Source organism: Nonomuraea sp. NPDC049480, from assembly GCF_044465905.1.
Taxonomy (GTDB): domain Bacteria; phylum Actinomycetota; class Actinomycetes; order Streptosporangiales; family Streptosporangiaceae; genus Nonomuraea.
Genome location: NZ_JBITMD010000003.1, coordinates 584626 through 608890, shown reverse-complemented (window position 1 = coordinate 608890; position 24265 = coordinate 584626). Strand labels below are relative to the sequence as shown.

General features: G+C 70.5%; 19 protein-coding genes. 9 read left to right on the top strand and 10 right to left on the bottom strand.

What is annotated here, in order from left to right; all coding sequences use genetic code 11:
- Positions 1-27: 27 nt before the first annotated feature.
- Complete coding sequence (locus ACIBX3_RS12530; protein WP_397116098.1) at positions 28-384, top strand: ArsR/SmtB family transcription factor; 357 nt, start codon at positions 28-30, stop codon at positions 382-384.
- Here ACIBX3_RS12530 and ACIBX3_RS12525 read toward each other — a convergent pair whose 3' ends face one another.
- Positions 385-1548 carry an acyl-CoA dehydrogenase family protein gene (locus ACIBX3_RS12525; RefSeq protein WP_397116096.1) on the bottom strand — a complete coding sequence of 388 codons (1164 nt, stop codon included), beginning with the start codon at positions 1546-1548 and terminating at the stop codon, positions 385-387. It abuts the gene before it with no gap.
- Positions 1549-1613: 65 nt separating this feature from the next.
- Complete coding sequence (locus ACIBX3_RS12520) at positions 1614-2231, bottom strand: ACT domain-containing protein (RefSeq protein WP_397116094.1); 618 nt, start codon at positions 2229-2231, stop codon at positions 1614-1616.
- Positions 2232-2432: 201 nt separating this feature from the next.
- Between ACIBX3_RS12520 and ACIBX3_RS12515 the strand changes: the two genes are divergently transcribed.
- The gene (locus tag ACIBX3_RS12515) at positions 2433-3506 is read left to right on the top strand and encodes a serine hydrolase domain-containing protein (RefSeq protein ID WP_397116092.1); all 1074 of its coding nucleotides are present in this window, start codon (positions 2433-2435) and stop codon (positions 3504-3506) included.
- Positions 3507-3566: 60 nt separating this feature from the next.
- On the opposite strand, the gene ACIBX3_RS12510 is transcribed toward ACIBX3_RS12515, so the two are convergent.
- A complete protein-coding gene (locus ACIBX3_RS12510; RefSeq protein WP_397116090.1) occupies positions 3567-6689 on the bottom strand; it encodes a bifunctional cytochrome P450/NADPH--P450 reductase in 3123 nt (1040 codons plus the stop codon).
- A 57-nt stretch (positions 6690-6746) separates the two neighbouring features.
- Here ACIBX3_RS12510 and ACIBX3_RS12505 point away from each other — a divergent pair, with 57 nt between their 5' ends.
- Positions 6747-7307, top strand: coding sequence for a TetR/AcrR family transcriptional regulator (locus ACIBX3_RS12505; RefSeq protein WP_397116088.1), 561 nt, complete (start codon positions 6747-6749; stop codon positions 7305-7307).
- A 108-nt stretch (positions 7308-7415) separates the two neighbouring features.
- Here ACIBX3_RS12505 and ACIBX3_RS12500 read toward each other — a convergent pair whose 3' ends face one another.
- The 6 genes from ACIBX3_RS12500 to ACIBX3_RS12475 are packed head-to-tail and all read right to left on the bottom strand — an operon-like array spanning position 7416 to position 14558.
- Entirely contained in the window at positions 7416-7718 is a 303-nt protein-coding gene (locus tag ACIBX3_RS12500) for a hypothetical protein (protein WP_397116086.1), read from the bottom strand.
- Positions 7719-7774: 56 nt separating this feature from the next.
- Entirely contained in the window at positions 7775-9028 is a 1254-nt protein-coding gene (locus ACIBX3_RS12495; protein WP_397116084.1) for a right-handed parallel beta-helix repeat-containing protein, read from the bottom strand.
- Positions 9029-9082: 54 nt separating this feature from the next.
- A complete protein-coding gene (locus tag ACIBX3_RS12490; RefSeq protein WP_397116082.1) occupies positions 9083-10870 on the bottom strand; it encodes a glycoside hydrolase family 13 protein in 1788 nt (595 codons plus the stop codon).
- A complete protein-coding gene (locus ACIBX3_RS12485) occupies positions 10871-11725 on the bottom strand; it encodes a sugar ABC transporter permease (RefSeq protein ID WP_397116080.1) in 855 nt (284 codons plus the stop codon).
- Entirely contained in the window at positions 11722-13290 is a 1569-nt protein-coding gene (locus ACIBX3_RS12480) for an ABC transporter permease subunit (protein ID WP_397116078.1), read from the bottom strand. Before ACIBX3_RS12480 ends, ACIBX3_RS12485 begins: the two co-directional genes overlap by 4 nt.
- A 5-nt stretch (positions 13291-13295) precedes the next feature.
- Positions 13296-14558 carry an extracellular solute-binding protein gene (locus ACIBX3_RS12475; protein ID WP_397116076.1) on the bottom strand — a complete coding sequence of 421 codons (1263 nt, stop codon included), beginning with the start codon at positions 14556-14558 and terminating at the stop codon, positions 13296-13298.
- Between the two features lie 249 nt (positions 14559-14807).
- Here ACIBX3_RS12475 and ACIBX3_RS12470 point away from each other — a divergent pair, with 249 nt between their 5' ends.
- The 3 genes from ACIBX3_RS12470 to ACIBX3_RS12460 all read left to right on the top strand — a co-directional run bounded on the left by ACIBX3_RS12470 (position 14808) and on the right by ACIBX3_RS12460 (position 18553).
- Positions 14808-16301 (top strand): glycoside hydrolase family 13 protein, encoded by a 1494-nt coding sequence (locus ACIBX3_RS12470; RefSeq protein ID WP_397116074.1) that lies wholly within the window; start codon positions 14808-14810, stop codon positions 16299-16301.
- Positions 16302-16364: 63 nt separating this feature from the next.
- Positions 16365-17705 (top strand): sensor histidine kinase, encoded by a 1341-nt coding sequence (locus ACIBX3_RS12465; RefSeq protein WP_397116072.1) that lies wholly within the window; start codon positions 16365-16367, stop codon positions 17703-17705.
- A gap of 35 nt (positions 17706-17740) precedes the next feature.
- A complete protein-coding gene (locus ACIBX3_RS12460; RefSeq protein WP_397116070.1) occupies positions 17741-18553 on the top strand; it encodes an SAM-dependent methyltransferase in 813 nt (270 codons plus the stop codon).
- Here ACIBX3_RS12460 and ACIBX3_RS12455 read toward each other — a convergent pair.
- The gene (locus ACIBX3_RS12455; RefSeq protein WP_397116068.1) at positions 18550-19881 is read right to left on the bottom strand and encodes a cation:dicarboxylate symporter family transporter; all 1332 of its coding nucleotides are present in this window, start codon (positions 19879-19881) and stop codon (positions 18550-18552) included. The genes ACIBX3_RS12460 and ACIBX3_RS12455 overlap by 4 nt on opposite strands.
- Positions 19882-19992: 111 nt before the next feature.
- On the opposite strand from ACIBX3_RS12455, the gene ACIBX3_RS12450 reads away from it, so the two are divergent.
- The 3 genes from ACIBX3_RS12450 (at position 19993) to ACIBX3_RS12440 (ending at position 24261) form a co-directional block, all read left to right on the top strand.
- Positions 19993-21486, top strand: a complete 1494-nt coding sequence (locus tag ACIBX3_RS12450; RefSeq protein ID WP_397116066.1) for an ATP-binding protein — start codon at positions 19993-19995, stop codon at positions 21484-21486.
- A complete protein-coding gene (locus ACIBX3_RS12445) occupies positions 21483-22148 on the top strand; it encodes a response regulator (RefSeq protein ID WP_397116064.1) in 666 nt (221 codons plus the stop codon). The genes ACIBX3_RS12450 and ACIBX3_RS12445 overlap by 4 nt, the downstream gene beginning before the upstream one ends.
- 70 nt (positions 22149-22218) lie before the next feature.
- Positions 22219-24261: an N-acetylneuraminate synthase family protein gene (locus tag ACIBX3_RS12440; RefSeq protein WP_397116062.1), complete on the top strand. Its 2043-nt coding sequence runs from the start codon at positions 22219-22221 to the stop codon at positions 24259-24261.
- Positions 24262-24265: the final 4 nt, after the last annotated feature.

Sequence of the window (24265 nt, the reverse complement as noted above, 5' to 3'; positions counted from 1 at the left end):
CATCCCTTTTGACCAGGATATGTAGTTATGTACGCACGCGACAACCTCTCAGATGCCGGCGCCTCGCAGGAGCAACCCACTCCCGCCCAGGTCAACGCGGCCGTCGACGCGTTTCGCATGCTCAGCGACGCCACGCGGCTCAGGCTGATGTGGTTGCTGTCGTCCGGCGAGCTGGACGTGAACTCGCTCGCCCAGGCCATCGGCGTACCCCGCCCGTCGGTGTCCCAGCACCTCGCCAAGCTGCGCCTGGCCGGTCTGGTGGACACACGCAGGGATGGCCGCCGCGTGCTCTACCGGGCCCGGGACTCACACGTGCGGGCGCTCATCGCCGAGGCCATGTTCCACGCCGGCCACGAGGTCTCCGGACTCCCCCGCCATGACTGATCACCAGCCGATCTTCCCCTTGCCGGAGACGAGCGACCGGGCGATCACCAGCCGCTGCACGTCGTTGGTGCCCTCCCCGATCGCCATCAGCGGCGCGTCCCGGTAGAGCCGTTCGACCACGAACTCCTGCGAGTAGCCGTACCCGCCGTGGATCCGCATGGCCTCCAGCGATGCCTTGAGCGCCACCTCGGAGGCGAAGTACTTGGCCATGCCCGCCTCCATGTCCACCCGCTTGCCGCTGTCGGCCTGGGCCGCCGCCCAGTACGTGAGCAGCCGCGCCGCCTGGATCTCGGTGGCCAGGTCGGCGAGCTTGAGCTGGATGGCCTGGAAGTCGGCGATCGGCTGCCCGAACGCGGTCCGTTCACGCGCGTAGGCCAGGGCGGCGTCGTACGCGGCCTGGGCGACGCCGACGGCGCGGGCGGCGATGTTGATGCGCCCGATCTCCAGCCCGCCGAGCACCTGCTGCATGCCGCGCCCTTCGACGCCGCCGAGCAGGCAGGACACCGGCACGCGTACGTCGTCGAGCACGACCTCGCAGGTCTCCGTGCCCTTGTAGCCCAGCTTGGGCAGGTCGCGGCTGACGCTGAAGCCCGCCGACGACGGGTCGACGAGCAGCACGGACATCCCCCGGTGCGCGGGTTCGGTGATCGAGGTCTTGACGAGGACGGGCAGCGGGTCGGCGTGGCGGGCGTTGGTGATCCAGGTCTTGGTGCCGGTCACGACATAGTGGTCGCCGTCCCGCACCGCCCGGGTCTGGATGCCCTGGAGATCCGTGCCCGCGCCGGGCTCGGTGAGCGCGATCGCGGTACGGCGGGCGCCGCTCGCCAGGTCCTCGAGATGGAGCCGCCGCTGCTCGTCGGTGCCGTGGCGGGCGATCATCCAGCAGGCGATCGAGTGGGACCCGATCGTGCCGGCCACGCCCATCCAGCCCCGCGCGATCTCCTCGAAGACCAGCGCGAACGAGACCATGTCGGCCCCCATGCCGCCGTACTCCTCCGGCACGGACAGGCCGAACAGCCCCATCTGCTTCATCTTGTCGATGATTTCGGCCGGATATCTGCCGGAGTGCTCCCATTCGGTGGCGACCGGCAGGATCTCCTTCTCCACGAAGGCGCGCAGGATCTCGCGAAAGGCCTTCTGCTCGCCGGTCAGCTCGAAATCCATCTGCCTCGATCCCTGGTGCACAAACTGATCAGGCAGCTCACGTTAATAATTCCATGCTTACTTGGTCAATCACCGACCTTTACCGCGCGAGCCGCCAGTTTGGCGACCACGTCCACGATGCGCGCGGCGCGCTCCAGCTCCGCGCGGTGGAACACCGGCCCCTCCGCGCGGGCCACGATCACGTGCATGCCCTGCGTCAGCACCGGCAGGAGCATGAGGCGCACGTCGCGGGCGTCCAGCGCGACCGCCCGCGGCGGCGGCTCGGGCAGGTCGAACGTGGCGGGAGCGGCCAGCGAGGCGTGCCGTACGGCGCCGTCGGCCACGGCCAGCGACCATTCCGCCCCGCACAGCCCGGGCAGGGCGTCCACCAGCGTGGCGAAACCGCGGGCCGGCTCCGCCACCACATGCATGAGCAGGTCGTAGTCCAGTGCCGAGCCCGGCACCTCTCTGGTCATCCAGACACCCTCGACCCGCATGCCGGGCACGGCGGACAGCCGCTCCCGGGCCTCCGATGGGGTCATGGAGCCCGGCCAGGAGACGGTGAAGTCGTCCACGGCCCGCCCGGCCTCGCGTTCGAGCACGGTGACCTGCAGGATGTCGGCTCCGAGCGTGCCCAGCGCCTTGGCCACCTGCCCCAGCCCACCTGGCCGATCCGGCAGCGACACCCTCAGTCGAAGCAGCATTGCGCCCCCTTTCCAGAGCTCTCACAGTGCCGTGGAAAGGTTTCGAGCAGGTTCCACGGATATGTCACACACGCTGCGGTTATATCCCAAGATGAAGGGTTAAGTCCGGATTGTCGAGAATTGGTCCCTGCGGTTTTCCGCAGGTCATCGTACGGTCGCCCGCATGGTCCGGCATACCCTCGGATCTCTAACGTCTTCCCCATGATTCTCACCAAGATCGCAGCGTTGACACTCGCCTTGACCACTCTCTCCCCCACCCAGGACTCCCTCGAACAGCAACTCGGCGCTCTGGTGAAGACCAAGGCCGTGTCGGCCGCGCTCGTCCGGGTGAGCGAGAACGGCAAGGACTGGACGGCCGCGGCCGGCTACCGCGACATGGTCTCGCGCAAGCCCGCCGACGCCACCGGCCACTTCCGGATCGGCAGCGTCACCAAGACGTTCGTGGCCACCGTCGTGCTCCAGCTCGCCGACGAAGGCAAGCTGTCACTCGACGACCCGGTCGCCGGACACCTGCCCGGCGCGCTGCCGGACGGCAGCACGATCACGGTGCGGCAGGTGCTCCAGCACACCAGCGGCCTGTTCGACTACGCGGGCGCCGGCATCCCCGGCTGGTCGGCGCGAGACTTCCGGCCGGTCGAGTCGCTGTACGACCAGACGCCGCAGGAACTGCTGGCCGTCGGCCTGTCCAGGCCGCCCTACTTCAAGACGCCGGGCACGGGCTGGCGCTACTCCAACACGAACTACGTGGTGGCCGCCATGCTGATCGAGAAGCTGACCGGCGGCTCGTACGCCGAGGCGATCAAGGCCAGGATCCTGCGCCCGCTCGGCCTGCGGCACACGTTCCTGCCGGGCCACGACAAGTCCATGCCGAGGCCGCACGCCCGCGGCTACGCCGCGTACAAGGGCGAGATCGTGGACGCCACCAGGATCAACCCGTCACTGGAGTACGGCGCGGGCGAGATGATCTCGACCACCGCCGACCTGACCCGCTTCTTCGACGCCCTCATGGGCGGCAAGCTGACCAGCGCGTCCGCGCTCAAGCAGATGCGGACCACGCGGGCGGCCGGCGAGGGCATGGGGTACGGCCTCGGCCTCCAGGAGTTCCAGCTGACCTGCGGAAAGCGCGTGTACGGGCACAGCGGCGGGATCTTCGGCTACCTCACGTACGCGCTGCGCTCGGACGAGGGCCGCACCCTGGTGATCTCCGCGAACCCGTACACCGGGCAGGTCCCCGCCGACGCCCTGCCGAAGGCCCTGGCCACGGTGTTCTGCTGACGATGTTCTGCCGGCCGCGTTCTCCTGGCCGCGTTCTCCTGATCGGGGCCTCGCGGAAGGTCAGGCGAACACGTCCTGCTGGTAGCGCCCGTCCGCCTCCAGCCCGGCCAGCCAGGCGGCCCCGTCAGCGCTGTCCAGGCCGGTCCTCTGCCGGTGGATGTCCAGCAGCGTCTGCCGCACCGCCGGCGCCATCCGCAGCCCGTCGCCGCAGACGTACACGTGGGCGCCCTGTTCGAGCAGTTCCCACACCTCGTCGGCGTGCGCGGCGACGGCGTCCTGGACGAACCGGTACGGGTGCCCGGGCACGGCCGAGAACGCGGTGTGCGCGGAGACGCCCCAAACCGCCAGGTCGTCCGCGTACAGCAGGTCGTGCCCGGGGTGGCGGCACCCGGTGAACACCGCGGCCCGCCCGGTGGCGCCGGTGAGCACCCGCTCCTCGAGGAAGCCGCGCAGCGGCGCGAACCCGGTGCCGGGACCGACGAGGATCACCGGCGTGGCGGGGTCACCGGGAAGCCGGAAAGGCGGGGCGGGGACGCGGACGTAGCCGTAGAACACCTCGCCTTCCTTCAGCCCGGCGAGGTACGCCGAACACATGCCGTGGTAGGTGCCGGCGCCGGACCAGGCGGGCCCCTCGACGAGGCCGACGGTGAGCCGGACCAGCGACGGGTCGGCCAGCGGAGAGGAGGAAATGGAGTAGTAGCGGGGCTTGATCGGCCCGGCCATCTCCAGGAACACCGGCAGCGGCAGCTCGATCGCGGGGAAGCGCTCCAGCAGGGCCAGCGGGGAGACACGCTTGGTGAGGATCTCGTCGGCGTAGTTCTCGGTCAGCTCGGCCAGCTGGCCGCGGGTCCACGGGCAGGCGGTGTGCGCGGCCAGCGCCTCCAGGTCGGACCTGGTGGCCACCTCCTGCAGCTCGGCGAACTCGGTGAGCAGCAGCCCGGCCGTCACCGGCGTGTCCACGGGCAGGTGGGTGGCCCCGGCGGCGCGCAGCCGCACGACCCGCTCCCTGGGGACGCGCAGGCAGCGCAGCGCCCATTCGACCAGCTCGGGGTCGTTCTTGGCGAAGACGGCCACGTGGTCGCCGGCCGTGTACGTGACGCCCTCGGGCAGCCGGGCCACGATGGAGCGCACGCCGGGCCGCGGCGCCTCCACCGAGAAGTCCCAGAGCCCGGCAGGGTCGCCGGTCAGCTCCTCGTTGGAGACGACGGTCAGCGGGAAGGCTCGCTCGGAGACGACGGCCGGCCTGACCTCGGACTCGGTGAGCACGTCCATCTCGTAGCGCGGCCCGGCGGAGCCGGCGCCCAGATCCGAGTGGGCGCTGTACTCCTCGGCCAGCGCCGCCCACAGGCGGGCGGTCCACGCCGACACGTCGCCGTCGAAGTCGCCGTCGGTGTCCGCCTCGCCCCGCTCGATCAGCGGCACCGCCCCGGCGGCCGTCAGCTTCTCGTACGCGCGCCGCGGGAACTCCTGGTATGTGGGCCACTGCGTGTTCCCGCAGCCCAGCACCGCGAGCCGCACCCCGGACAGGTCGGGCAGCGTGTCGAGGGCGTCGAAGCGCTGGGCGTTGTCGGGCGCCTTGCCGTTGTAGGAGGAGGCGACCACGACGAGCAGGCCCTCGCTCAGCGGCTGGAGCTCGTCGAGCGTGGTCAGCGTGGTGGCGAACCCGGCCCGCCCGGCCCGCTCGGCCAGCCGCTCGGCGATGTCGGCGCTGGTGCCGAGGTTGGAGCCGTACGCGACGGTGAGCGGCACGCCGGTGACGGCGATCTCGTGCTGCTCGGCGACCTCCTCCTGCTCGGTGAGAGCGACGGTCCGCTCGTGGGCGCGGCGCTCGCGGACCCGGAGCGTGAATCCGTCGGGCTTGAGCGTGAGCGTCTGCTTGATCTTCATGCGGTAGGCGTCCGGGTCGGACAGCGCGAAGCGGCGCAGGATCATCGCCAGCGCCAGCCTGGCCTCGGTGAGCGCGAACTGGCGGCCGATGCAGGCCCGCTCGCCGTTGCCGAACGGCTTGTACGCGCCGGGGTGGTGGTGCTTCTTGTTCTCCGGGAGCCACCGGTCGATGTCGAACTCCTCGGGCCGCTCCCACGCCTTGGGGTGACGGTGCAGCGTCGGCAGCAGCACGACCACGCCCTGGTCCTTGGGGATGGGGTAGCCGCCGAGCGTGGTGTCCTCGATCGCGCTCACGCTGAAGGCCGGGATCGGCGACCAGACGCGCAGCGTCTCCTCGAGGATGCGCGGGATGACGTCGAGCTTCATCACGGTCTCGTACGCCGGCGGCTCGTCGCCGGGCAGCAGCCGGTCGACCTCGTCGTAGGCGCGGGCCAGCGTGTGCGGCTCGCGCAGCAGGTTGTACAGGGCGAAGGAGAGCAGGCCGCTGGTCGTCTCGTGGCCGGCGATGAGGAAGGTGAGGACCTGGTTGCGGATGTTCTCGTCGGACAGGCGGGCGCCGCTCTGCGGGTCGGACGCCTCCAGCATGAGGCCGAGCAGGTCCTTGGCGCCGGCGCCGCCCTCGGTGCGGCGCCGTCTGATCACGTCGTCGACGAGCTCCTGCATGGTGGCGATGTCGCGCCGGTAGGCCTCCTCCTGCCTGCGCCGGAGCTTGGTGACGAAGGGCAGTTGCTGGTTGCGCAGCATGGCCTCGGTCAGCGCGCCGCCCATGGCCTGCAGGAAGGGGTGCAGCTCGGGCGAGTCGAAGGAGTCGAACCGGTAGCCGAACCCGGTCAGCGAGATCGTGTCGAGCGTGAGCCTGGTCATGTCGTCGGCGACGGGCAGGTCCTCCCCCTGGCGACCTGCCCACGACTCGACCAGCTGCTCGGCGACCTCCAGGAACTGCGGATAGTACGCCTTCATCGAGCGCTGGCCGAAGGCGGGCATCAGGATGCGATGCGCCTGTCCCCACACGGGCTCGTCCTGCTCCGCGGTGAACAACCCGTCGCCGCCGAAGTCGCGCACGATCGACAGCGGTGGCTTGATGCGCTTGACGAACCGGCTCTCGTCGCACACCTCCGCGACCAGGTCGGGGTCGAAGACCAGCACGATCGTGCGGCCGGCGACCTCGAGCCGGAAGATGCCCTCCTCCTGGTATCGGGTGGCCACCTGGACGAAGTGCTCGATCGGCGCGTGCGAGGGAATCTGCAGCGTGTTGCCCAGAATGGGCAGGCCCTGTGGGGCCGGGATGCTCGCCATGAAGTGCTCCCTGAAAGCATAGCCATACACCGTATGGCAGACGCTACCATACGGTGTATGGCAGTGAGCGCGCGCAGGGGTGCGCCGTTGAGTCTCGAAGAGATCACCTCCACCGCCCTGCGGCTGATGGACGAGGGCGGCGTGGAGGGCATATCCATGCGCAAGCTGGCGGCGGAGCTGGACGTCAACCCGATGTCGCTCTACCACCACGTGGAGAGCAAGGACGCGCTGCTCAGGATGATCTGCACCACGGCGGCGGAGCGGATGCACCTGCCACCGGACGACGGCGCCCCATGGCAGGACCAGCTCAGGGCTCTGGCGCTGGCCTACTACGGGCACGCTCGGGCGCATCCCGCCTTGTGGATCCACGTCCACAACCATCCGGAGATCGTCGCCGACCGGCGGATGTCGATGTGGCAGGTGCTCGACCGGGTCCTGCGGCTGGCCGGGGTGCCGGAGGAGGAGCTGCGGCGGACGAGCGACGTGCTGCACGCGTTCGTCTCCGGGCTCGTCCTCTCCGAGCTCCAGGGGCATTTGCCGGACGATCCCGAGGAGACCGCGCGCAACCTCGACACGGCGATCAACCTGATCATCCACGGCCTGGGGGGACGGGGCTGATCTGCCGCCGCAGCAGGCGCACGGCGAACAGCACGAGCACCGCCACGCCCGCGACCAGCGAGGAAGCCCGCCGCAGCGGGCGGCCGGCCCCCGCTCCTGGCGAGTGGGTCAGGCCGACGCCTGCCAGACGGCCTCGAAGGCGTCCTCGGTGATCTCGGTCAGCTCCCAGATCTCCAGCGGCTGGTCGGTGAGGAACCCCTGCTCGTCCTGCAGCCGCCCCCACCAGTAACGGCGCGCCACCCGATCGGCGCCCACCTCGACCTGCCTGATCGCCCACTGCTCACCGTCGCCCTCGACGCTCTCGAACAACCAGGCGCGGCCGTCCGAGTCGGCCATGTGCCAGTAGCGGCGAGGGGCGTCGGACTCGGCGAGCTGCCGGACGAGCGGCTGGCGAAGATCTGGAACAAGCACGGGCCCACTCTAGACACCGGCACCGTCAGAACCACCGCCACGGCGCCGATGCCAGATCATTGCTGGTACGCCCCCGCGTCGGGCGCGCCCGCCATGGGCCGGCCCGTGGCGTCCTTGGCGAAGGCCTTGCCGCCGTACCACCTGGGGGTGAGGGCCATGCCGCGCCCCAGCGCCGGCGAGCCGGGCCGCAGCCGCAGGTCCGTGCGGGAGACGAACTTCGGGTCCGCCATGACCGACTTCGGCCCGAGCTTGAACTCGGCCGACCGAGCCCTGTACACGCTGCCGCCCTCGTCGGCGCCCTTGCCGTCCTCCCAGCCGGCCACGCCCCCGACGACGATGACGTTGTTGCGGAGCTTGAGTATCGACGGCGCGCAGCCGTCGTGGCAGGACCAGCCGATGGTGCCCTTGGCGGGCAGATAGACCGAGTTGTGCACGGCGACGGTGCCCTTGACGGGGCCGACGATGTGGCGGGGGCCGCGGGTGACGAGGAAGGAGCCGCGGCTGCGGGAGGAGGTCACGACGTTGAAGGCGAAGAGGTTGCCGGTGGCGGTCTCGCCCTTCTTGGCGCCGAGTTCGGTGAAGGTCGCGTTGTCCCTGGAGACGTTGCGGGTGATCACGTTGCGGTCGCCGTTGAAGACCTCGACGGCGGCCCCGTCGATGCCGTAGTCCCGGCTCTTGGCGTAGCTGCCGGTGATGGTGTTGCCGGTGACCACGTTGTCGTCGCCGTTGAGCAGCACGCCGAAGGCGCCGGAGTCGTCGTCGCCGCCGTCGTCGTTGACGCTCATCCGGGTGTTGCCGGTCATGACGCTCTCGCGGATGGTGTTGCGCGAGCCGGTGGGGGTGACGTGCACGCCGGCGATGTTGCGGTCGGCCTGCACGCCCGACAGCTCGTTGTGGTCGCCGTCGATCTGGAAGCCGGCCCAGCGGCAGCCGGAGGCGCGCAGGCCGCTGACCCGCCAGTGGTCTCCGCTGATCACGACGCAGTCGGCGTCATCGCCGCTGATCTTGGCGAGCGGGCCGGTGCCGTACGGCTTGACGGAGATGGGCCGGGCCGCGGTGCCCTCGGCCGCCAGGGTGAGCGTGCCGGTGAAGGAGCTGCCGCGCTTGAACGCGACGGTGTCGCCCGGCTTGAGGTCGGCCGCGTTGACCTGGTCCAGCGACTTCCACGGCGCCCTGGCGCTGGTGCCCGCGGCCGCGTCGCCGCCCGCCTTGGAGTCCACGTAGTACGTCGTGCCCGCTTGGGCTGAGGCGGCCGCGACCGGAACGGCAGGCAGGAGCAAGGCCATGACGGCTACGGAGAGCAACCTCATCGGGGCACACCACTATCTATTGAAACAGGAATCGACAGACGCAACATAGCGTCATCACTGCGTGAGGCGCCAGATACGGAGCGCAGGTCCGTCGCCAGGGATCACGTCGCCGTCCTGCGCGCCGTACACGCCTTCGGCCCGTGCGCCGAGCGGCAGCGGCTCCCCCGGCGCGCGGCGCACGCACACCAGGAGCGATTCCTGGTACGTCTCGCGCGCGTAGACCAGGCAGTCGGCGTCGGCGTGCAGCCAGCGCAGGCCGCCGTGGCGCAGCGCGGGCTCGGCGCGGCGCAGCCCGAGCAGCGTCCGGTAGGCCGCCAGCGTCTCCAGGTCCTGGTCAGCGGGCCGGTTCCAGGGCATCGGGGTACGGGAGTGCTCGCCGTTCACGCCGGTCAGCCCGAACTCGCTGCCGGCGAACACCATCGGCGTGCCGGGCAGCGTGGCCTGAAGCCCGAGGGCGAGGAGGTGGCGCTCGCGCGAGCCGGTGACGGTGCGGATGCGCGGCGAGTCGTGCGAGTCGAGCAGCTGCCAGGAGTGCGTGAGCGAGCGCCACGACATGCGGGAGGCGAACGCCCGGAACGTGGCCAGCGCGGCGGGCCCGTCGCGCTGGGGCACTCCGCCGGGGACCCCCAGGAAGTGCTCCAGGTCCAGGTCGGGGCCGCGCAGCCAGGCCCAGACAGGGCGGGTGAAGCCGCCGTAGTTCATGGTGCCGTGCCACCCGTCCCGGTCGAGGTCGGGGGCGGCGTCGTGGTTGTGCTCGGCGATGAAGGCCGCGTCCGGGCCGAGGGCGCGCCGCAGCATGGCGGCGGCCTCGTGGTTGTAGTCGTCGGCGCCGCGCCTGCCGGTCATGTTGGCCACGTCGACGCGCCAGCCGTCCAGCGGGCCGAGCCACTTCTTCAGCACGGCCCGCATGCTGGAACGTACGAGGTCGCTGCCCCAGTTGAGTTTGGGCAGCGTCTTGACGCCCCACCAGGACTCGTAGTCGCCGGTGTCGGGGTCGAAGTAGAACATCTCGCGCTCGGGGGCGTTCACGTCGGAAACGGCGGCGGTGAACCATTCGTGCGTGTCACCGCAGTGGTTGGTGGTGATGTCGCCGATCAGCCGCATGCCGCGCGCGTGCAGCGCCCCGGACAGGCGGTGCAGGGCCGCGTCGCCGCCGAGCAGCGGGTCGACGGTCTCGAAGCTGGAGGCGTTGTAGCGGTGGTTGGAGCGGGCGGGGAAGATCGGCGTCAGGTAGACGGCGCCGGCGCCGAGGCTCTGGACGTGGTCGAGCCGCCGGACGATGCCGTCGAGGTCACCGCCGTAGAACTGCCGGGAGGTGCCGGGGCCGCTGGGGATGACGGGGTCACGGTCCCAGTCGCGGGGCAGCGCCCAGTCCGGCAGGTCCACCATGGGACGGGCCTCGGGGGAACGGTCGAAGCGGTCGGGGAAGATCTGGTACACGATCGCGCCGGCCATCCACGACGGCGGAGGCTCGTGGCACACCAGGCGGAAATCGGCCGCGTCGGTCACGTCGTGCGCGGCGGGCCCGGCCGCGGTGAGCCACGCCTGGCCGTTCGCCGTGGTGAGCAGGAAGCGGTACGGGGTGACGGGGTTGACGGCGGTGATCTCGGCCCGCCACCAGACGTCGCTCCTGCCCAGTCCCCTGACGTCGCGGGCCGCGGGCGACGCCTGGGCGTAGCGCGGCTCGCCGTCGTGGACCGCGCGCACGCTCACGAGGGTGACGCCGGCGGCGAGCGGCGCCCGCAGCCACAGCGTCACCCGCGCGCCGAGCTCGGGCGCCTGGTCGGAGACGTACAGAGCCGAGCCGTCGTGATGCGGCTCCCCGAGGTAACGCACACGCACCTATCCCTTGACAGCCCCGGCCGTCAGCCCGGAGACGATGTACTTCTGCAACCAGAGGAACACACCGACCGTGGGAACGGCGGTCAGCAGCGTCGCCGCGGCGAACATGCCGAAGTTGGCGTTGCGGCGGTCGCCGGCGATCATGCCGTACATGCCGACGGCGAGGGTCTTGCTCTCGGGGTCGCGCAGGAAAACGTTGGCCATGAGGAACTCGCTCATCGTGGTGATGAACGCCAGCAGCGCGGTGACCGCGAGGATCGGCGTGACCAGCGGCATGATGACGCGCCAGAAGATCTGCGCGTGCGTGGCACCGTCCACGGTGGCGGCCTCGTCGAGTTCCTTGGGCACGGTGTCGAGGAAGCCCTTCATCAGCCACGTGTTCACGCCGAGCGCGCCGCCCAGGTAGAGCAGCAGGAGCCCCCACGCGGTGTTGAACCCGAACGCCGGGTACAGCTCCGTCACCTCGGTGAAGATCATGAAGATCGTCACGATGGCCAGGAACTGCGGGAACATCTGGATGAGCAGCAGTGCCAGCAGCCCCACGCGCCGTCCGGCGAAGCGCATGCGGCTGAAGGCGTACGCGGCGAACATCGACAACATCAGGCTCGCGAACGACGACACCAGCGCGATGAACACCGAGTTGAAGAACCACCGCGCGAACGGGTAGGAGTCGGAGCTCAGCAGGTCGGCGAAGTTGCCCGCGCTCGCGCCGTTCGGCAGCAGGTCGGTGGAGGCCAGCGTGCCCAGCGGGTTGATCGCGGCCGACACCACGAACAGGATGGGGAACACCGCGAACGCGCACACGACGAGCACGAAGACGTGCCGCAGTGCCGAGTGGAACCGGGCGAGCCTCATGCGTAGACCTCCTCCTGCTTGCGGGTGCGGCGGAAGGCCACCGTCGAGATGACCGCCACGATCGCGAAGATGAACACCGAGATCGCCGCCGCGAACCCGTACTGCGCCCCGCCCGCCCCGAACGCCAGCCGGAACGTGTAGGTGATCAGCAGATCGGTCCCGCCCACCTGCGGGCTGTCGGCCGGGAACGGCCCGCCCTCGGTGGTGAGCGCGATCGCGTTGAAGTTGTTGAAGTTGTACGCGAACGACGAGATCAGCAGCGGCGTGAGCGCGACCAGCAGCAGCGGCAGCGTCACCCGGCGGAAGGCCTTCCACGGAGTGGCCCCGTCGATGGAGGCCGCCTCGGTCAGCTCGCGCGGGATGGCCTGCAACGCGCCGGTGGTGACCAGGAACATGTACGGGAAGCCCAGCCACAGGTTGACCAGGATCACCCCCAGCCGGGCGGTCATCGGCTCGCCGAGCCAGTCCACGTCGGCCGCGAGCAGCTGGTTGATCAGCCCGAAGTCGCGGTTGAACATGTCCCGCCACACCAGCAGCATGGCGAACGACGGCATCGCGTACGGCAGGATCAGCACGATCCGGTAGAACCGGGTGCCGCGCATCCGCCGATGGTGCAGCGCCAGCGCCACCGCCATGCCGAGGGCGAACTGCCCGAACACGGAGGCCACGGCGAAGACCAGGTTCCAGCCGAGCACGCCCGCGAAATATCCGGAGACGGTGGGATCGGTCAGCACGCGGGCGAAGTTGCCGAACCCGACGCCGACCTGCCAGCCCTGCGCCAGGTGTTCACCCTTGGCGTTGACGAAGTAGCCCTGCTCCTCGTCGGCCGTCCAGGTGTCGCCGTTGCCGCGCACGCAGTCGCAGGCGGCGTCGTAGACCAGCGCCGCCCGGCCCTCGACGGCGCGGCTGAGCCCGTTGGCCTTGATCACCCCGCTGTCGGCGGGCACGGCCAGCGCGGAGATCTCCTGCGCGCGGGCGGCCGCCTCGGGGGCCTTGAGCACGGTCACGCCCGGTGCCTTCAGCACCTTGCCGGTGACGCCGACCTCGGCGCCGGCCAGCGGGGTCAGCCCTTCGGCGGTGCCCAGCCGCACCTGCTTGGTCGCCGGGTCCACCAGCAGGAACACCAGCTCGTCGCCGCGCAGCGCGGCGGTCAGGGCGTACTCGGGCGAGCCCGGGGTCTGCCGGACCGAGCCGGTCTCGATGGCGGTGACGGCGGCGGCCTTGTCGCCGCGGTGCCCGTCGCCGAAGTTCGTGAACGCGGTGGTGACCGTGTAGACGACGGGGAACACCTGGAAGGCGATGAGGAAGACGGTGCCGGGGATGAGGTATTTGGCCGGGATGAAGCGGCGGGTGAGGTAGAGGTAGGCGACGGCCGCGCCGGCCGCGCACAGCAGCCCGAGCGCGACCCACGCCCCGGCGGCGACCAGCGGCGGCACGGCGTACAGCAGGATCGCGGCCGTCACGGCGAGCACCGCGATCCTGCTGACCACGAACGCCGTGGTGATCTCCCGGCGGGGCCGCACGGGCGGGGTCTCCCGCGCGGCCTCGCGTACGTCCACAGCCACGGGCGTCAGTTCTTCAGCGCGCCGTCGATGGCCTTCTGCGCGGCCGCGGCCGCGTCGGCGGCGTCGCCGCCCTTGACCACGGCGGTCTCGGCGATGCCGAAGGGCTCCCAGATCGCGGCCATCTCGGGGATGGCGGGCATCGGGATGCCGTCCTTGCCCGCTTCCATGAACTTGACCGCGTCGGGGTCGGTGGCCTGGACCTCCTGCAGCGCGGCGGTCAGCGCCGGGGGCCGCGGGTCGGCCTCGTACAGGGCCTTGGCGACGTCCTTGTTGGTCACGTAGTTGGCGACGAACTCCTGGGCCAGGGCCTTGCTCTTGCCCTTGGAGGCGACGAAGAACGTCTGGACGCCGACGAACGGGGTGGCGGGGTTGCCGCCGTCGAGCGGCGGGACGGCCGTGATGTCGTACGTGATGCCGCCCTTCTTGACCTCGCTCGTCGCCCACGGGCCGGAGATGAGGTAGGCGCACTTGCCGGAGGCGAAGTTCACGATGTAGTTCTCGTTGGTGATCGAGGTGCGCAGCGCGGCGTCACCCTTCTCGCCCAGGCCCTTGAGCTTCTCGAACGCCTTGACCGAGTCCGGCGAGCCGAGCAGCACCTTCTTGGGGTCGGGGTCGCCGGTGGAGGTGGTGCCGAACAGCGCGCCGCCGCCGGAGGCGAAGATCGGGTAGACGTGGAAGGCGTCGCCCTTCTGGCCGACGGGCAGGCAGAGCACGTCCTTGACCTTGCCGGCCGCCTTGAGCTCCTTGCCCTTGGCGATCATGTCCTCGATCGTCTTGGGGGCGTCGGGGGCGAGCTCGGTGTTGCGGATGAGGGCGATGTTCTCCACCGCGTACGGGGCGCCGTAGATCTGCCCGTTGAAGGTCACCGCCTGGATGGCCTTCTCGGAGAAGGCGGCCTTCTGCTCCTCGGTCAGCGTGACCGGGTCGATGGCGCCGTTCTGCACCAGGTTGCCGATCCAGTCGTGCGCGCCGATCATGATGTCGGGGCCGCTGCCCTGCTGGGAGGCGGTGAGGAAGGTCTGCTGGTTGTCCTTGCTGATCTCCTTCACCTCGACCGTCACGCCGTTCTCGGTGCCGAACTGGTCGGCGAAGGGTTTGAGCGGCTTGACTCGGCTGGGGTCGGCCCAGATGACGAGAGTGCCGCCGGCGGCGCTCGCGGTCGCGGATCCGCTGGGTGCGGCGGGAGCGGCCGGCTGGCCGCCGCCGCACGCCGTCGCGGTTAAGGCCAGGGTCGCGAGGGTGGCTGCACCCAGAGCCCGCATGCGCATGGGGGGACCTCCTGAGGTCACGCAGGAGCGGCGTCGCGCGGGCGCGCGCCGCCGCAGAGGAAAGCCAGACTTTTCCGGGACGTTAGCCGCTCTTTGCAAGAATTGGAAGAACTTGCGCAAGAGCGTTACCAGACCCGAACGTGATATCTGCAACTTTCCGAAAGTTGCGCTTGACTCGGATCGGGCGATCACGACATTGTTCACCAGAACATCACCCGACAGCTCGGGTCATCCGGGGGAAGGACAGCCATGCTCGGCAACGACGACTGGTGGCGGGACGCCGTCGTGTATCAGGTGTACCCGCGGAGCTTCGCCGACGCCGACGGCGATGGCATGGGTGACCTCGAAGGCGTGCGCGCCCGCCTGGGCTACCTCGCCGACCTGGGTGTGGACGCCATCTGGCTGAGCCCCTTCTACACCTCTCCGATGGCCGACGGCGGCTACGACGTCGCCGACTACCGTGACGTGGACCCCATGTTCGGCACGCTCACCGACTTCGACGCGCTCATCGCCGAGGCCCACGACAAGGGCATCAGGGTCATCGTGGACCTGGTGCCGAACCACTCCTCCGACCAGCACCCGTGGTTCAAGGCCGGGCTGCGTGACCGCTACATCTTCCGCGACCGGCCGAACGACTGGGAGTCGATCTTCGGCGGACCGGCCTGGACGCAGGTCGAGGACGGCCAGTGGTACCTGCACCTGTTCGCGCCCGAGCAGCCGGACCTCAACTGGGAGAACCCGGAGGTGCGCGCCGAGTTCCGCGACGTCCTGCGCTTCTGGCTGGACCGGGGCGTGGACGGCTTCAGGGTCGACGTGGCACACGGCATGATCAAGGCCGCGGGCCTGCCCGACGTGGGGCCGAAGGAGGGCCCGCAGGCCGAGATGCTGGGCGATGAGCAGCTGCCGTACTTCGACCAGGACGGCGTGCACGACATCTACCGCGAGTGGCGGCCGATCCTCGACTCCTACCCCGGCGGGCGCATGGCCGTGGCCGAGGCGTGGGTGTCCTCGGCCGAGAGGCTGGCCCGCTACGTGGGGCCGGACGAGCTGCACCAGGCGTTCAACTTCGAGTTCATGATGGCCGACTTCCACGCCAAGTCGTTCCGCACCGTGATCGAGAAGTCGCTCAAGGAGGCCGAGCTGGTCGGCGCGCCCACCACCTGGGTGCTGTCCAACCACGACAAGCCGCGCCACGTCACCCGGCACGGCGGCCTGGCCCGCGCGCGGGCGGCCACGCTGCTCATGCTGGCCCTGCCCGGCTCGGCCTACCTCTACAACGGCGAGGAGCTGGGGCTGCCCGAGGTCCTCGACTTGCCCGACGAGCTGCGCCAGGACCCGGCCTTCAAACGCCGCGGCGAGAGCCGCGACGGCTGCCGGGTGCCGCTCCCGTGGACCACGGCCCCCGGCTGCGGCTGGCGGGACCCGTGGCTGCCGATCCCGCCGGAGTGGACGGAGCTGTCGGCCGAGGCCCAGGAGGACGACCCGGCCTCCACGCTGAACCTGTACCGGGCCGCGCTGAAGATCCGCAGGGAGCACCCGGCGCTCGGCGGCGGCACTCTCACATGGATCGACTCCCCCAAGGACGTGCTGGCCATCGAGCGCGACCCCGGGCTGGTGGTGGTGCTCAACACGGGCGAGGAGCCGGCGCGCCTCGACATCGCGGGCCGGGTGCTGCTGTCCAGCGGCCCGCTCGCGGCCGACGGGTCGATCCCGCCGGACACCGCGGCCTGGATCCAGCGCTGACATTGGGGGAATCTTTCCCTTTACGCGGCATATGGTGGTAGTTACTCTCGGTAATCTCAGTGGGTGTCAGCCCTGTGGGCGGGGTCCCTGCGGGGGCGCGTCACCCTCATCGCGACGGCGATAGCCGCCCTCGTGCTCATCCCCGTGGGCATCGTCGGGGTCACCGTGTCGAGATCGGTGATCGAGGGCGGCGTGTTCGATGACACCCGGGACACCGCCGAGCGCGTCGCGTACGAGATGCGCGGAGGCGCCCTGCCCATGGGCGCCTCCATCCCCGTGGTGACGTCGTCGGTCGACCTCATCCAGGTCGTCGGCCCCACCGGGCAGATACTCGCCACCAGCGACGCCGCCAGGAACCTGCCGCCGCTCAGCGACGTGCGCCCCTCGCCGGAGCACCGGACGATCAGCACCACGAACTGCCTGCCGACCGAGTGCGTGCACCTGACGGCGGTCCGGGTGACCATCTTCGCCGACTCCCCCGTGGTGTACGCCGGCCGCCGCACTCCCGACCTGCTGAGCACACGCTCCCTCGAGATGATCGTGTTCGCCGAGATCGTCGTGATGATCGCGCTGGCGGGATGGGCCACCTGGCTGGTCACGGGCCGGGCGCTGCGGCCGGTGGCGACCATGCGGGCGGAGCTGGACGCCGTGCACACCGGCGACCTGAGCAGCCGCGTCACCGAGCCGCCCGGCGAGGACGAGGTGGCCCAGCTGGCCAGGTCCGTCAACGGCACGCTGGCCCGGCTGGAGCGCTCCGCCGAGCAGCAGCGCCAGTTCGCCTCCGACGCCTCGCACGAGCTGCGCACCCCGATCGCCGGGCTGCGCGCCCAGCTGGAGAGCGCTCAGCTCTACCCGGAGGACACCGACGTCGACGCGCTGGTACGCAGCGCGCTGCGCGACACCGACCGGCTGGAGGCCATCATCACGGACCTGCTCCTGCTGGCCAGGATCGGCTCCCGGGTGGACGCGGCCCGGGAGCGGGTGGACCTCGCCGAGCTGGTGCGCCAGGAGCTCTCCGTCCGCAGCGACAAGGTCTGCGTGCGGGCCGAGCTGGCCGAGGGCGTGGTGGTCGACGGCGTACGGCTCCAGCTGGCCAGGGTGCTGACGAACCTGCTGGACAACGCCCAGCGGCACGCCGAGACCTACGTCCGGGTCACGGTGACGAAGGAGGACGGCATGGCCGTGCTCTCGGTCGAGAACGACGGCGTGGAGATCGCCGCGGCGGACCGCGGGCGCATCTTCGAGCGCTTCACCCGCCTGGACGCCGCCCGCAGCCGCGACGCCGGCGGCACCGGCCTGGGCCTGGCGATCGCGCGGGACGTGGCGATGGCGCACCGCGGTCAGATCACCGCGGAGGACTTCCCGGGCGGCGCGAGATTCGTTCTCCGACTTCCTGCCGTTTAGTCCCATTTCGCGGCCCCATAGTGGATCATGGAGACATGACTGAAGAGGCGCCGCAAGGCGTTGATCCGCATATTCCGAACGCGGCGCGGATGTACGACTACTTCCTCGGCGGGAAGGACAACTTCAAGGCCGACCGCGATCTTGGTGACATGGTGCTGAGCGTGCTGCCCGAGGTCCGCGAGGGCACCAGGGAGAACCGGGCGATGATCGGCCGCGTGGTGCAGTACCTGTGCGACCAGGGCATCACGCAGTTCCTCGACCTCGGCTCCGGCCTGCCGGCCCAGGAGAACGTGCACGAGGTCGTGCTGGGCCGCACACCCGACGCCCGCGTGGTGTACGTCGACAACGACCCCGTGGTGGCCGCGCACGGCAGGGCGCTGCTGGCCAACCCCAACCGGGTGGCCATGGTGCTGGGCGACATGCGCAGGCCGGAGGAGATCCTGTCCGACCCGGCCGTCCGCGCGCTGCTGGACTTCGACCGGCCGGTGGCGGTGCTGATGATGTTCATCCTGCACCTCATCCCGGAGGAGGACGAGCCGCACCGTTTCGTGGCCGCCTACCGCGACGCGCTGGCGCCGGGCAGCTATCTGGCGCTCTCGCACGTGAGCAACGACGTGGCCACTGAGCGGGTGATGAAGGTCAGCGAGTTCTACAAGCAGGCCAACGCCGCGTTCACGCCGAGACCCGGCGAGGAGATCGGCGCCTTCTTCGGCGACTTCGAGCTCATCCCACCGGGCCTGGTCAACGGTCTTGGGCCGCACGGGTGGCCGTTCGATCCCGACCACCCGTTGCCCATCGACGAGGACTTCGCCCGCATGGCGTACGCGGGCATCGGCCGCAAGCCCTAGACCTTCGCCAGCTCCTTCTCGCCGCCCTCGGGCTCGGCGGGCTCGTCCTCGTCCAGCAGCGTGGCCTCGTCGAACGGGGCGTGCCCGGCGAGCACCTGCCCGGCACGCTCCCGGTCGAACTCGCCCGTCCAGGTGCCGACGAGCACGGTGGCCACGGCGTTGCCGGCGAAGTTCGTCAGCGCCCTGGCCTCGGACATGAACCGGTCGATGCCGACGATGAGACCCACGCCGTCGACCAGCTCGGGCCGGTGCGCCTGCAGGCCGCCGGCCAGCGTGGCCAGCCCGGCGCCGGTCACGCCCGCCGCGCCCTTGGAGGCGATCATCATGAACAGCAGCAGCGCGATCTGCTCGCCGAGCTCCAGCGGCGAGCCGGTCGCCGTGGCGATGAACAGCGTGGCCATCGTCAGGTAGATCGCGGTGCCGTCGAGGTTGAACGAGTAGCCGGTCGGCACGGTGATGCCGGCCACGGCGCGGCTCACGCCCAGGTGCTCCATCTTGGCGATGAGCCGGGGCAGCGCCGTCTCGGAGGAGGAGGTGGACAGGATCAGCAGGAACTCGCGGCCCAGGTAGCGCAGCAGCGACCACAGATTGACCCGGGCGACCAGCCAGAGCAGCGGGCCGAGCACCACGCCGACGAACAGCAGGCAAGTGATGTAGAACGAGACCATGATGATCGCCAGGCTCTTGAGCGCCTCGATGCCGGTCGATCCCACGACGGCGGCGATCGCACCGAACGCGCCCACCGGCGCGACCCACATGATCATGGCGAGGATGCGGAACACGAGCCGCTGGAGGTGCTCCACACCACGCAGGATCGGCGCGCCCTTGGCGCCCATGGCCTGCAGCGCGAACCCGGCCAGCAGCGCCACCAGCAGCGCCTGCAGCACCGACCCCGCGGTCAGCGCCGACACCAGCGTGTCGGGGATGACGCCGAGCAGGAAGTCGACCGTGGTGCCGCTCTCGGCGCCCTTGGCCGCCTCCGCCTCGGCCGCCTGCCTGGCGGTGTCGGTGATCTGGAGACCCTCGCCCGGGTGGATGACGTTGCCCACCACCAGGCCGATGACCAGGGCGACCGTCGACATCGCGATAAAGTAGCCGAGTGCCAGGCCGCCGACCTTGCCCACCTTGGCCGCCTGGCTGACCGAGCCGACGCCGAGCACGATCGTGCAGAAGATGATCGGGCCGATCACCATCTTGATGAGCGCGACGAATCCGGTCCCCAGCGGTTTGAGCTCCTTGCCGACGTCCGGCCAGATGAACCCGACGAGGATCCCGAGCAGGACGGCCGCGATGACGGCCAGATAGAGGTAGCGAGTGCGATCACGCATAGGGGGGTTCTCCAGGCGTTTTGTCGGGAAGTTCCGGTTGTGCGACTATGCGCTGCACAAGTGACCCAGGTCACGATTGCGTAAGTTACGTTCACGAAAAGAGTCGTTAATATGCGGCGCTGGAGTCTCGCGGGGCAGATGTTGTTCCTGCAGCTGCTCGTGGTCGTGATCATGGCCGCCGGCGGCGCCGTGCTCTCCCAGGTACAGGCGCACGAACTGCTCGCCGCCGAGGCCACGACCACGGCGAGAACCGTCGCGGTGACCGTGGCCTCCTCGCCCGGCCTGCTGGAGGCCCTCAACTCACCGGACCCGACGGCGCGGCTGCAGCCGGTGGCGGAGGGTCTGCGCGAGAGCACCGGCGTCGACTTCATCACGATCATGAAGCCGGACGGCACCCGCTACACCCATCCGAACCGCGCCGAGATCGGAAAGAAGTTCCGAGGCCACACCGAGCAGGCGCTGCGCGGCGAGACGTTCGTCGAGACCTACACCGGCACACTCGGCCCCTCCGTGCGAGCGGTCACCCCCATCATCTCCGGCGGCCGGGTGGTCGCGCTGGTCAGCGCGGGCATCACGGTCGAAAAGATCAGCGCCAGGCTGCGCGAGCAACTCACCGCGGTCGGGCTCATCGTGGCGCTCGCGCTCGGCCTGGCAGCCGCGGGCACGTGGCTGGTCACCGCGCGGCTGCGCCGCCAGACCCACGGGCTCGGTCCGGTGGAGCTCGGCCGCATCCACGACCACCACGACGCGGTCCTGCACGCCGTCAGGGAGGGCCTGCTGCTGGTCGGCAGGGACGGCACGCTGACGCTGTGCAACGACGCCGCACGGCACCTGCTCGGCCTCCCCGGCGACGCCGAGGGGCGGCACGTGGACGAGCTGGGGCTGGCGGAGATGCTGACCGGCGGCGAGGAGCGGGTCCACCTGGTCGGCGACCGGGTCCTGGCCGTCAACAGCGCCGCCAGCCGGCTCGGCACGGTCGTGACCGTGCGCGACCACACCGAGCTGCAGTCCCTGACCGGCCAGCTCGACGCCGAGCGCGGCTTCGCCGACACGCTGCGCGCGGCCGCGCACGAGGCCGCCAACCGGCTGCACACCGTGATCACGCTGGTGGAGCTGGGCCGCACCGAGCAGGCCGTCGCGCTCGGCACCGCGGAGCTGCGCGCCGCGCAGGAGCTGACCGACCGGGTGGTGGGCTCGGTACGCGAGCCGGTCCTCGCGGCCCTGCTGCTGGGCAAGAGCGCCGAGGCCGCCGAACGCGGCGTGGAGCTGGTGATCAGCGAGGACAGCGAGCTGGACGACCTGGGCCTGGACCCGCGCGACCTGGTCACGATCGTGGGCAACCTGATCGACAACGCCATCGACGCCGCCGGCAGGGTGGAGATCCACCTGAGCGCCGACGATGAGGAGGTACTGATCAGGATCGCCGACAACGGGCCGGGGCTGACCGATCCGGCGGCGTTCGGCAAGGGCTGGACGACCAAGGGCGACGGCCACGGCCTGGGCCTCGCGCTCGTCGGGCAGGCGGTTCGGCGGCTCGGCGGCACCATCGACGTGGAAGACTCGGTGTTCACCGTGCGGCTGCCCGTACCGAAGGGAGTGCGATGATCTCGGTGCTGGTGGTCGAGGACGAGGAGATCACCGCTGAGGCCAACCGCATCTACATCGAGCGGGTGCCCGGCTTCGAGGTGGCCGGGGTGGTCCGCTCCGGCGGCGAGGCGCTGCGCTTCCTGGGCAAGCGGTCCGTGGACCTCATCCTGCTCGACCTGTACCTGCCCGACATGCACGGCCTGGAGGTCTGCCGGGCCGTCCGCGCCGGCGGCCTGATGTGCGACATCATCGCCGTCACCTCCGCCCGCGACCTGGCCATGGTCCGCTCGGCGGTGTCGCTCGGCATCTCCCAGTACCTTCTCAAGCCGTTCACGTACGCGACACTGCTCGAAAAGCTCAGCCGTTACGCCCGGTTCAAGGAGGAGGCGGGGGCCGCCGTCGGACAGGGCGACGTGGACCGGCTGCTCGGCACCCTCAGGGGCAGCTCGGAGCTGCCCAAAGGCATGTCGCAGGACACGCTGGACGCCGTCGCCGCCAAGCTGCGCGAGCGGCCGGAGGGCATGGCGGCGCAGGCCGTGGCGGACGCGATCGGAGTGTCCCGTGTGACCGCCCGCCGCTACCTGGAACACCTGGTAGAGCTGGGTGTGGCGGCCCGCATGCCCCAGTACGGCGCGGTGGGCCGGCCAGAGCTTCTCTACCGGATCCCCATGGAACGTTAATGACAGTGACGCTGGCCGTTCAATCCGGACCTCTAGCTTCTGGGTCATCCCGAAGCTTTGAGGAGAGACCTTGCGAGTCTTGGCCGTTGTTCCCGCCCGCGGAGGTTCGGCGGGCGTACCCCTGAAGAACCTCGCCCTGGTCGGGGGCGTCCCGCTGGTCACTCGCGCGGTGCGGGCCTGCCTGCGCGCCGAGCTCGTCGACCAGGTCGTGGTCAGCACCGACCACGACCGGATCGCCGAGACCGCCCGCGAGGCCGGGGCGCTCGTGATCGACCGCCCCGAGGAGCTGAGCGGCGCGACCGCCTCCAGCGAGTCGGCGGTGCTGCACGCGCTCGACACGCTCGGCGCGGACCCCGAGGTCGTCGTGCTCGTGCAGTGCACGAGCGCGTTCATCGACCCCGACGACCTGTCGGCCGCGGTGCGCAAGGTGCTCGACGGCGAGGCCGACTCGGTGGTGTCAGGCCTGCCCACGCACGAGTTCCTGTGGACCTCGGCGGGCGCGGGCGTCAACCACGACCCGGCCGTCCGGCAACGCCGGCAGGACCGCGAGGCCCAGTTCCGCGAGAACGGCGCCTTCTACGTCATGCGCGCCTCCGGCCTGCGCGAGCACGGCCACCGCTTCTTCGGCACGACCGCCGTGCAGCCGGTGCCGCCGCAGCACGCCATCGAGGTCGACAACCCCGAGGACCTGGAGCTGGTGCGCGCGCTGGCGCCGTTCATCGACCGTCCGGAGCCGATCGACGTGGACTGCGTCATCACCGACTTCGACGGCGTGCACACCGACGACCGCGCCTACGTCGACTCCGACGGCCGCGAGATGGTGCTGGTCAGCCGCTCGGACGGGATGGGCGTGTCACTGCTGCGCCGCTCCGGCGTCAAGGTGCTGATCATGTCCACCGAGCACAACCCGGTCGTGGCCGCCCGCGCCCGCAAGCTCGGCGTGCCGGTGCTGCAGGGCCTGACGGAGAAGCGCACGGTGCTGCGGGACTGGCTGCGCATCGAGGGCCTCGACCCGGCCCGCGTGGCCTACGTCGGCAACGACGTCAACGACCTGGGCCCGATGTCGGAGGTGGGCTGGCCGATCGCCACGCCTGACGCCCACCCGCGGGTGCGCGCCGCCGCCCGGGTGGTGCTGACCAGGCCCGGCGGCTCCGGCGCCGTACGCGAGCTGTGCGACCGCGTCGTGGCCGCCCGTCCCGAGGTGGCGGTGGCGGAGGCAAAGGTCGAGGTCAAGCCGAGGCTGGGCCCGGTCGCGATCGGCGACGTGCTGGTCGGCCACGGCGAGCCCGTCTACGTGATCGGCGAGATCGGCATCAACCACAACGGCGACCTCGACATCGCCCGCCGGCTCATCGACGTGGCCGCCGACGCCGGCTGCCAGGCGGTCAAGTTCCAGAAGCGCACCCCCGCGATCTGCGTGCCCGAGGAGCAGAAGGGCCAGATCAGGCAGACGCCGTGGGGCGAGATGACGTACCTGGAGTACAAGGAGCGGACCGAGTTCGGCCGCAACGAGTACCGGCAGATCGCGAAATACTGCGACGAGCGCGGCGTTCACTGGTTCGCCTCGCCGTGGGACGTGCCCTCCGTCGAGTTCCTCGAGGAGATGGACGTCCTGACGCACAAGGTGGCCTCGGCCAGTGTCGCCGACCACGAGCTGCTGCGCGTCCTGGCCGCCACCGGCAAGCCGATCATCCTGTCGACCGGCATGTCGACGCTGTCGGAGATCGACGCGGCCGTGGAGATCCTCGGCACCGACAAGCTGATCATGATGCACGCGACGTCCACATACCCGCTGCCTCCCGAAGAGGCCAACCTGCGCACGATCACCACGCTCAAGGAGCGCTACGGCGTCCCGGTCGGTTACTCCGGCCACGAGCGCGGCCTGCAGATCTCGCTGGCCGCCGTCACGCTCGGCGCGGTGTGCGTGGAGCGGCACATCACGCTCGACCGCACCATGTGGGGCTCCGACCACGCCGCCTCGCTGGAGCCGTCCGGGCTCGAGCACCTGGTGCGCGACATCCGGATCATCGAGCAGGCCATGGGCGACGGCCTCAAGCGCGTCTTCCCCGGCGAGGAGGCCCCCAAGGCCCGCCTGCGCCGGGTGACCGTCTGAACCG

Coding starts and splice junctions, on each gene's coding strand:
- ACIBX3_RS12530 (WP_397116098.1), top strand. CDS start 28: ATGTACGCACGCGACAACCTCTCAGATGCCGGCGCCTCGCAGGAGCAA.
- ACIBX3_RS12525 (WP_397116096.1), bottom strand. CDS start 1,548: ATGGATTTCGAGCTGACCGGCGAGCAGAAGGCCTTTCGCGAGATCCTG.
- ACIBX3_RS12520 (WP_397116094.1), bottom strand. CDS start 2,231: ATGCTGCTTCGACTGAGGGTGTCGCTGCCGGATCGGCCAGGTGGGCTG.
- ACIBX3_RS12515 (WP_397116092.1), top strand. CDS start 2,433: ATGATTCTCACCAAGATCGCAGCGTTGACACTCGCCTTGACCACTCTC.
- ACIBX3_RS12510 (WP_397116090.1), bottom strand. CDS start 6,689: ATGGCGAGCATCCCGGCCCCACAGGGCCTGCCCATTCTGGGCAACACG.
- ACIBX3_RS12505 (WP_397116088.1), top strand. CDS start 6,747: ATGGCAGTGAGCGCGCGCAGGGGTGCGCCGTTGAGTCTCGAAGAGATC.
- ACIBX3_RS12495 (WP_397116084.1), bottom strand. CDS start 9,028: ATGAGGTTGCTCTCCGTAGCCGTCATGGCCTTGCTCCTGCCTGCCGTT.
- ACIBX3_RS12485 (WP_397116080.1), bottom strand. CDS start 11,725: ATGAGGCTCGCCCGGTTCCACTCGGCACTGCGGCACGTCTTCGTGCTC.
- ACIBX3_RS12475 (WP_397116076.1), bottom strand. CDS start 14,558: ATGCGCATGCGGGCTCTGGGTGCAGCCACCCTCGCGACCCTGGCCTTA.
- ACIBX3_RS12470 (WP_397116074.1), top strand. CDS start 14,808: ATGCTCGGCAACGACGACTGGTGGCGGGACGCCGTCGTGTATCAGGTG.
- ACIBX3_RS12460 (WP_397116070.1), top strand. CDS start 17,741: ATGACTGAAGAGGCGCCGCAAGGCGTTGATCCGCATATTCCGAACGCG.
- ACIBX3_RS12455 (WP_397116068.1), bottom strand. CDS start 19,881: ATGCGTGATCGCACTCGCTACCTCTATCTGGCCGTCATCGCGGCCGTC.
- ACIBX3_RS12450 (WP_397116066.1), top strand. CDS start 19,993: ATGCGGCGCTGGAGTCTCGCGGGGCAGATGTTGTTCCTGCAGCTGCTC.
- ACIBX3_RS12445 (WP_397116064.1), top strand. CDS start 21,483: ATGATCTCGGTGCTGGTGGTCGAGGACGAGGAGATCACCGCTGAGGCC.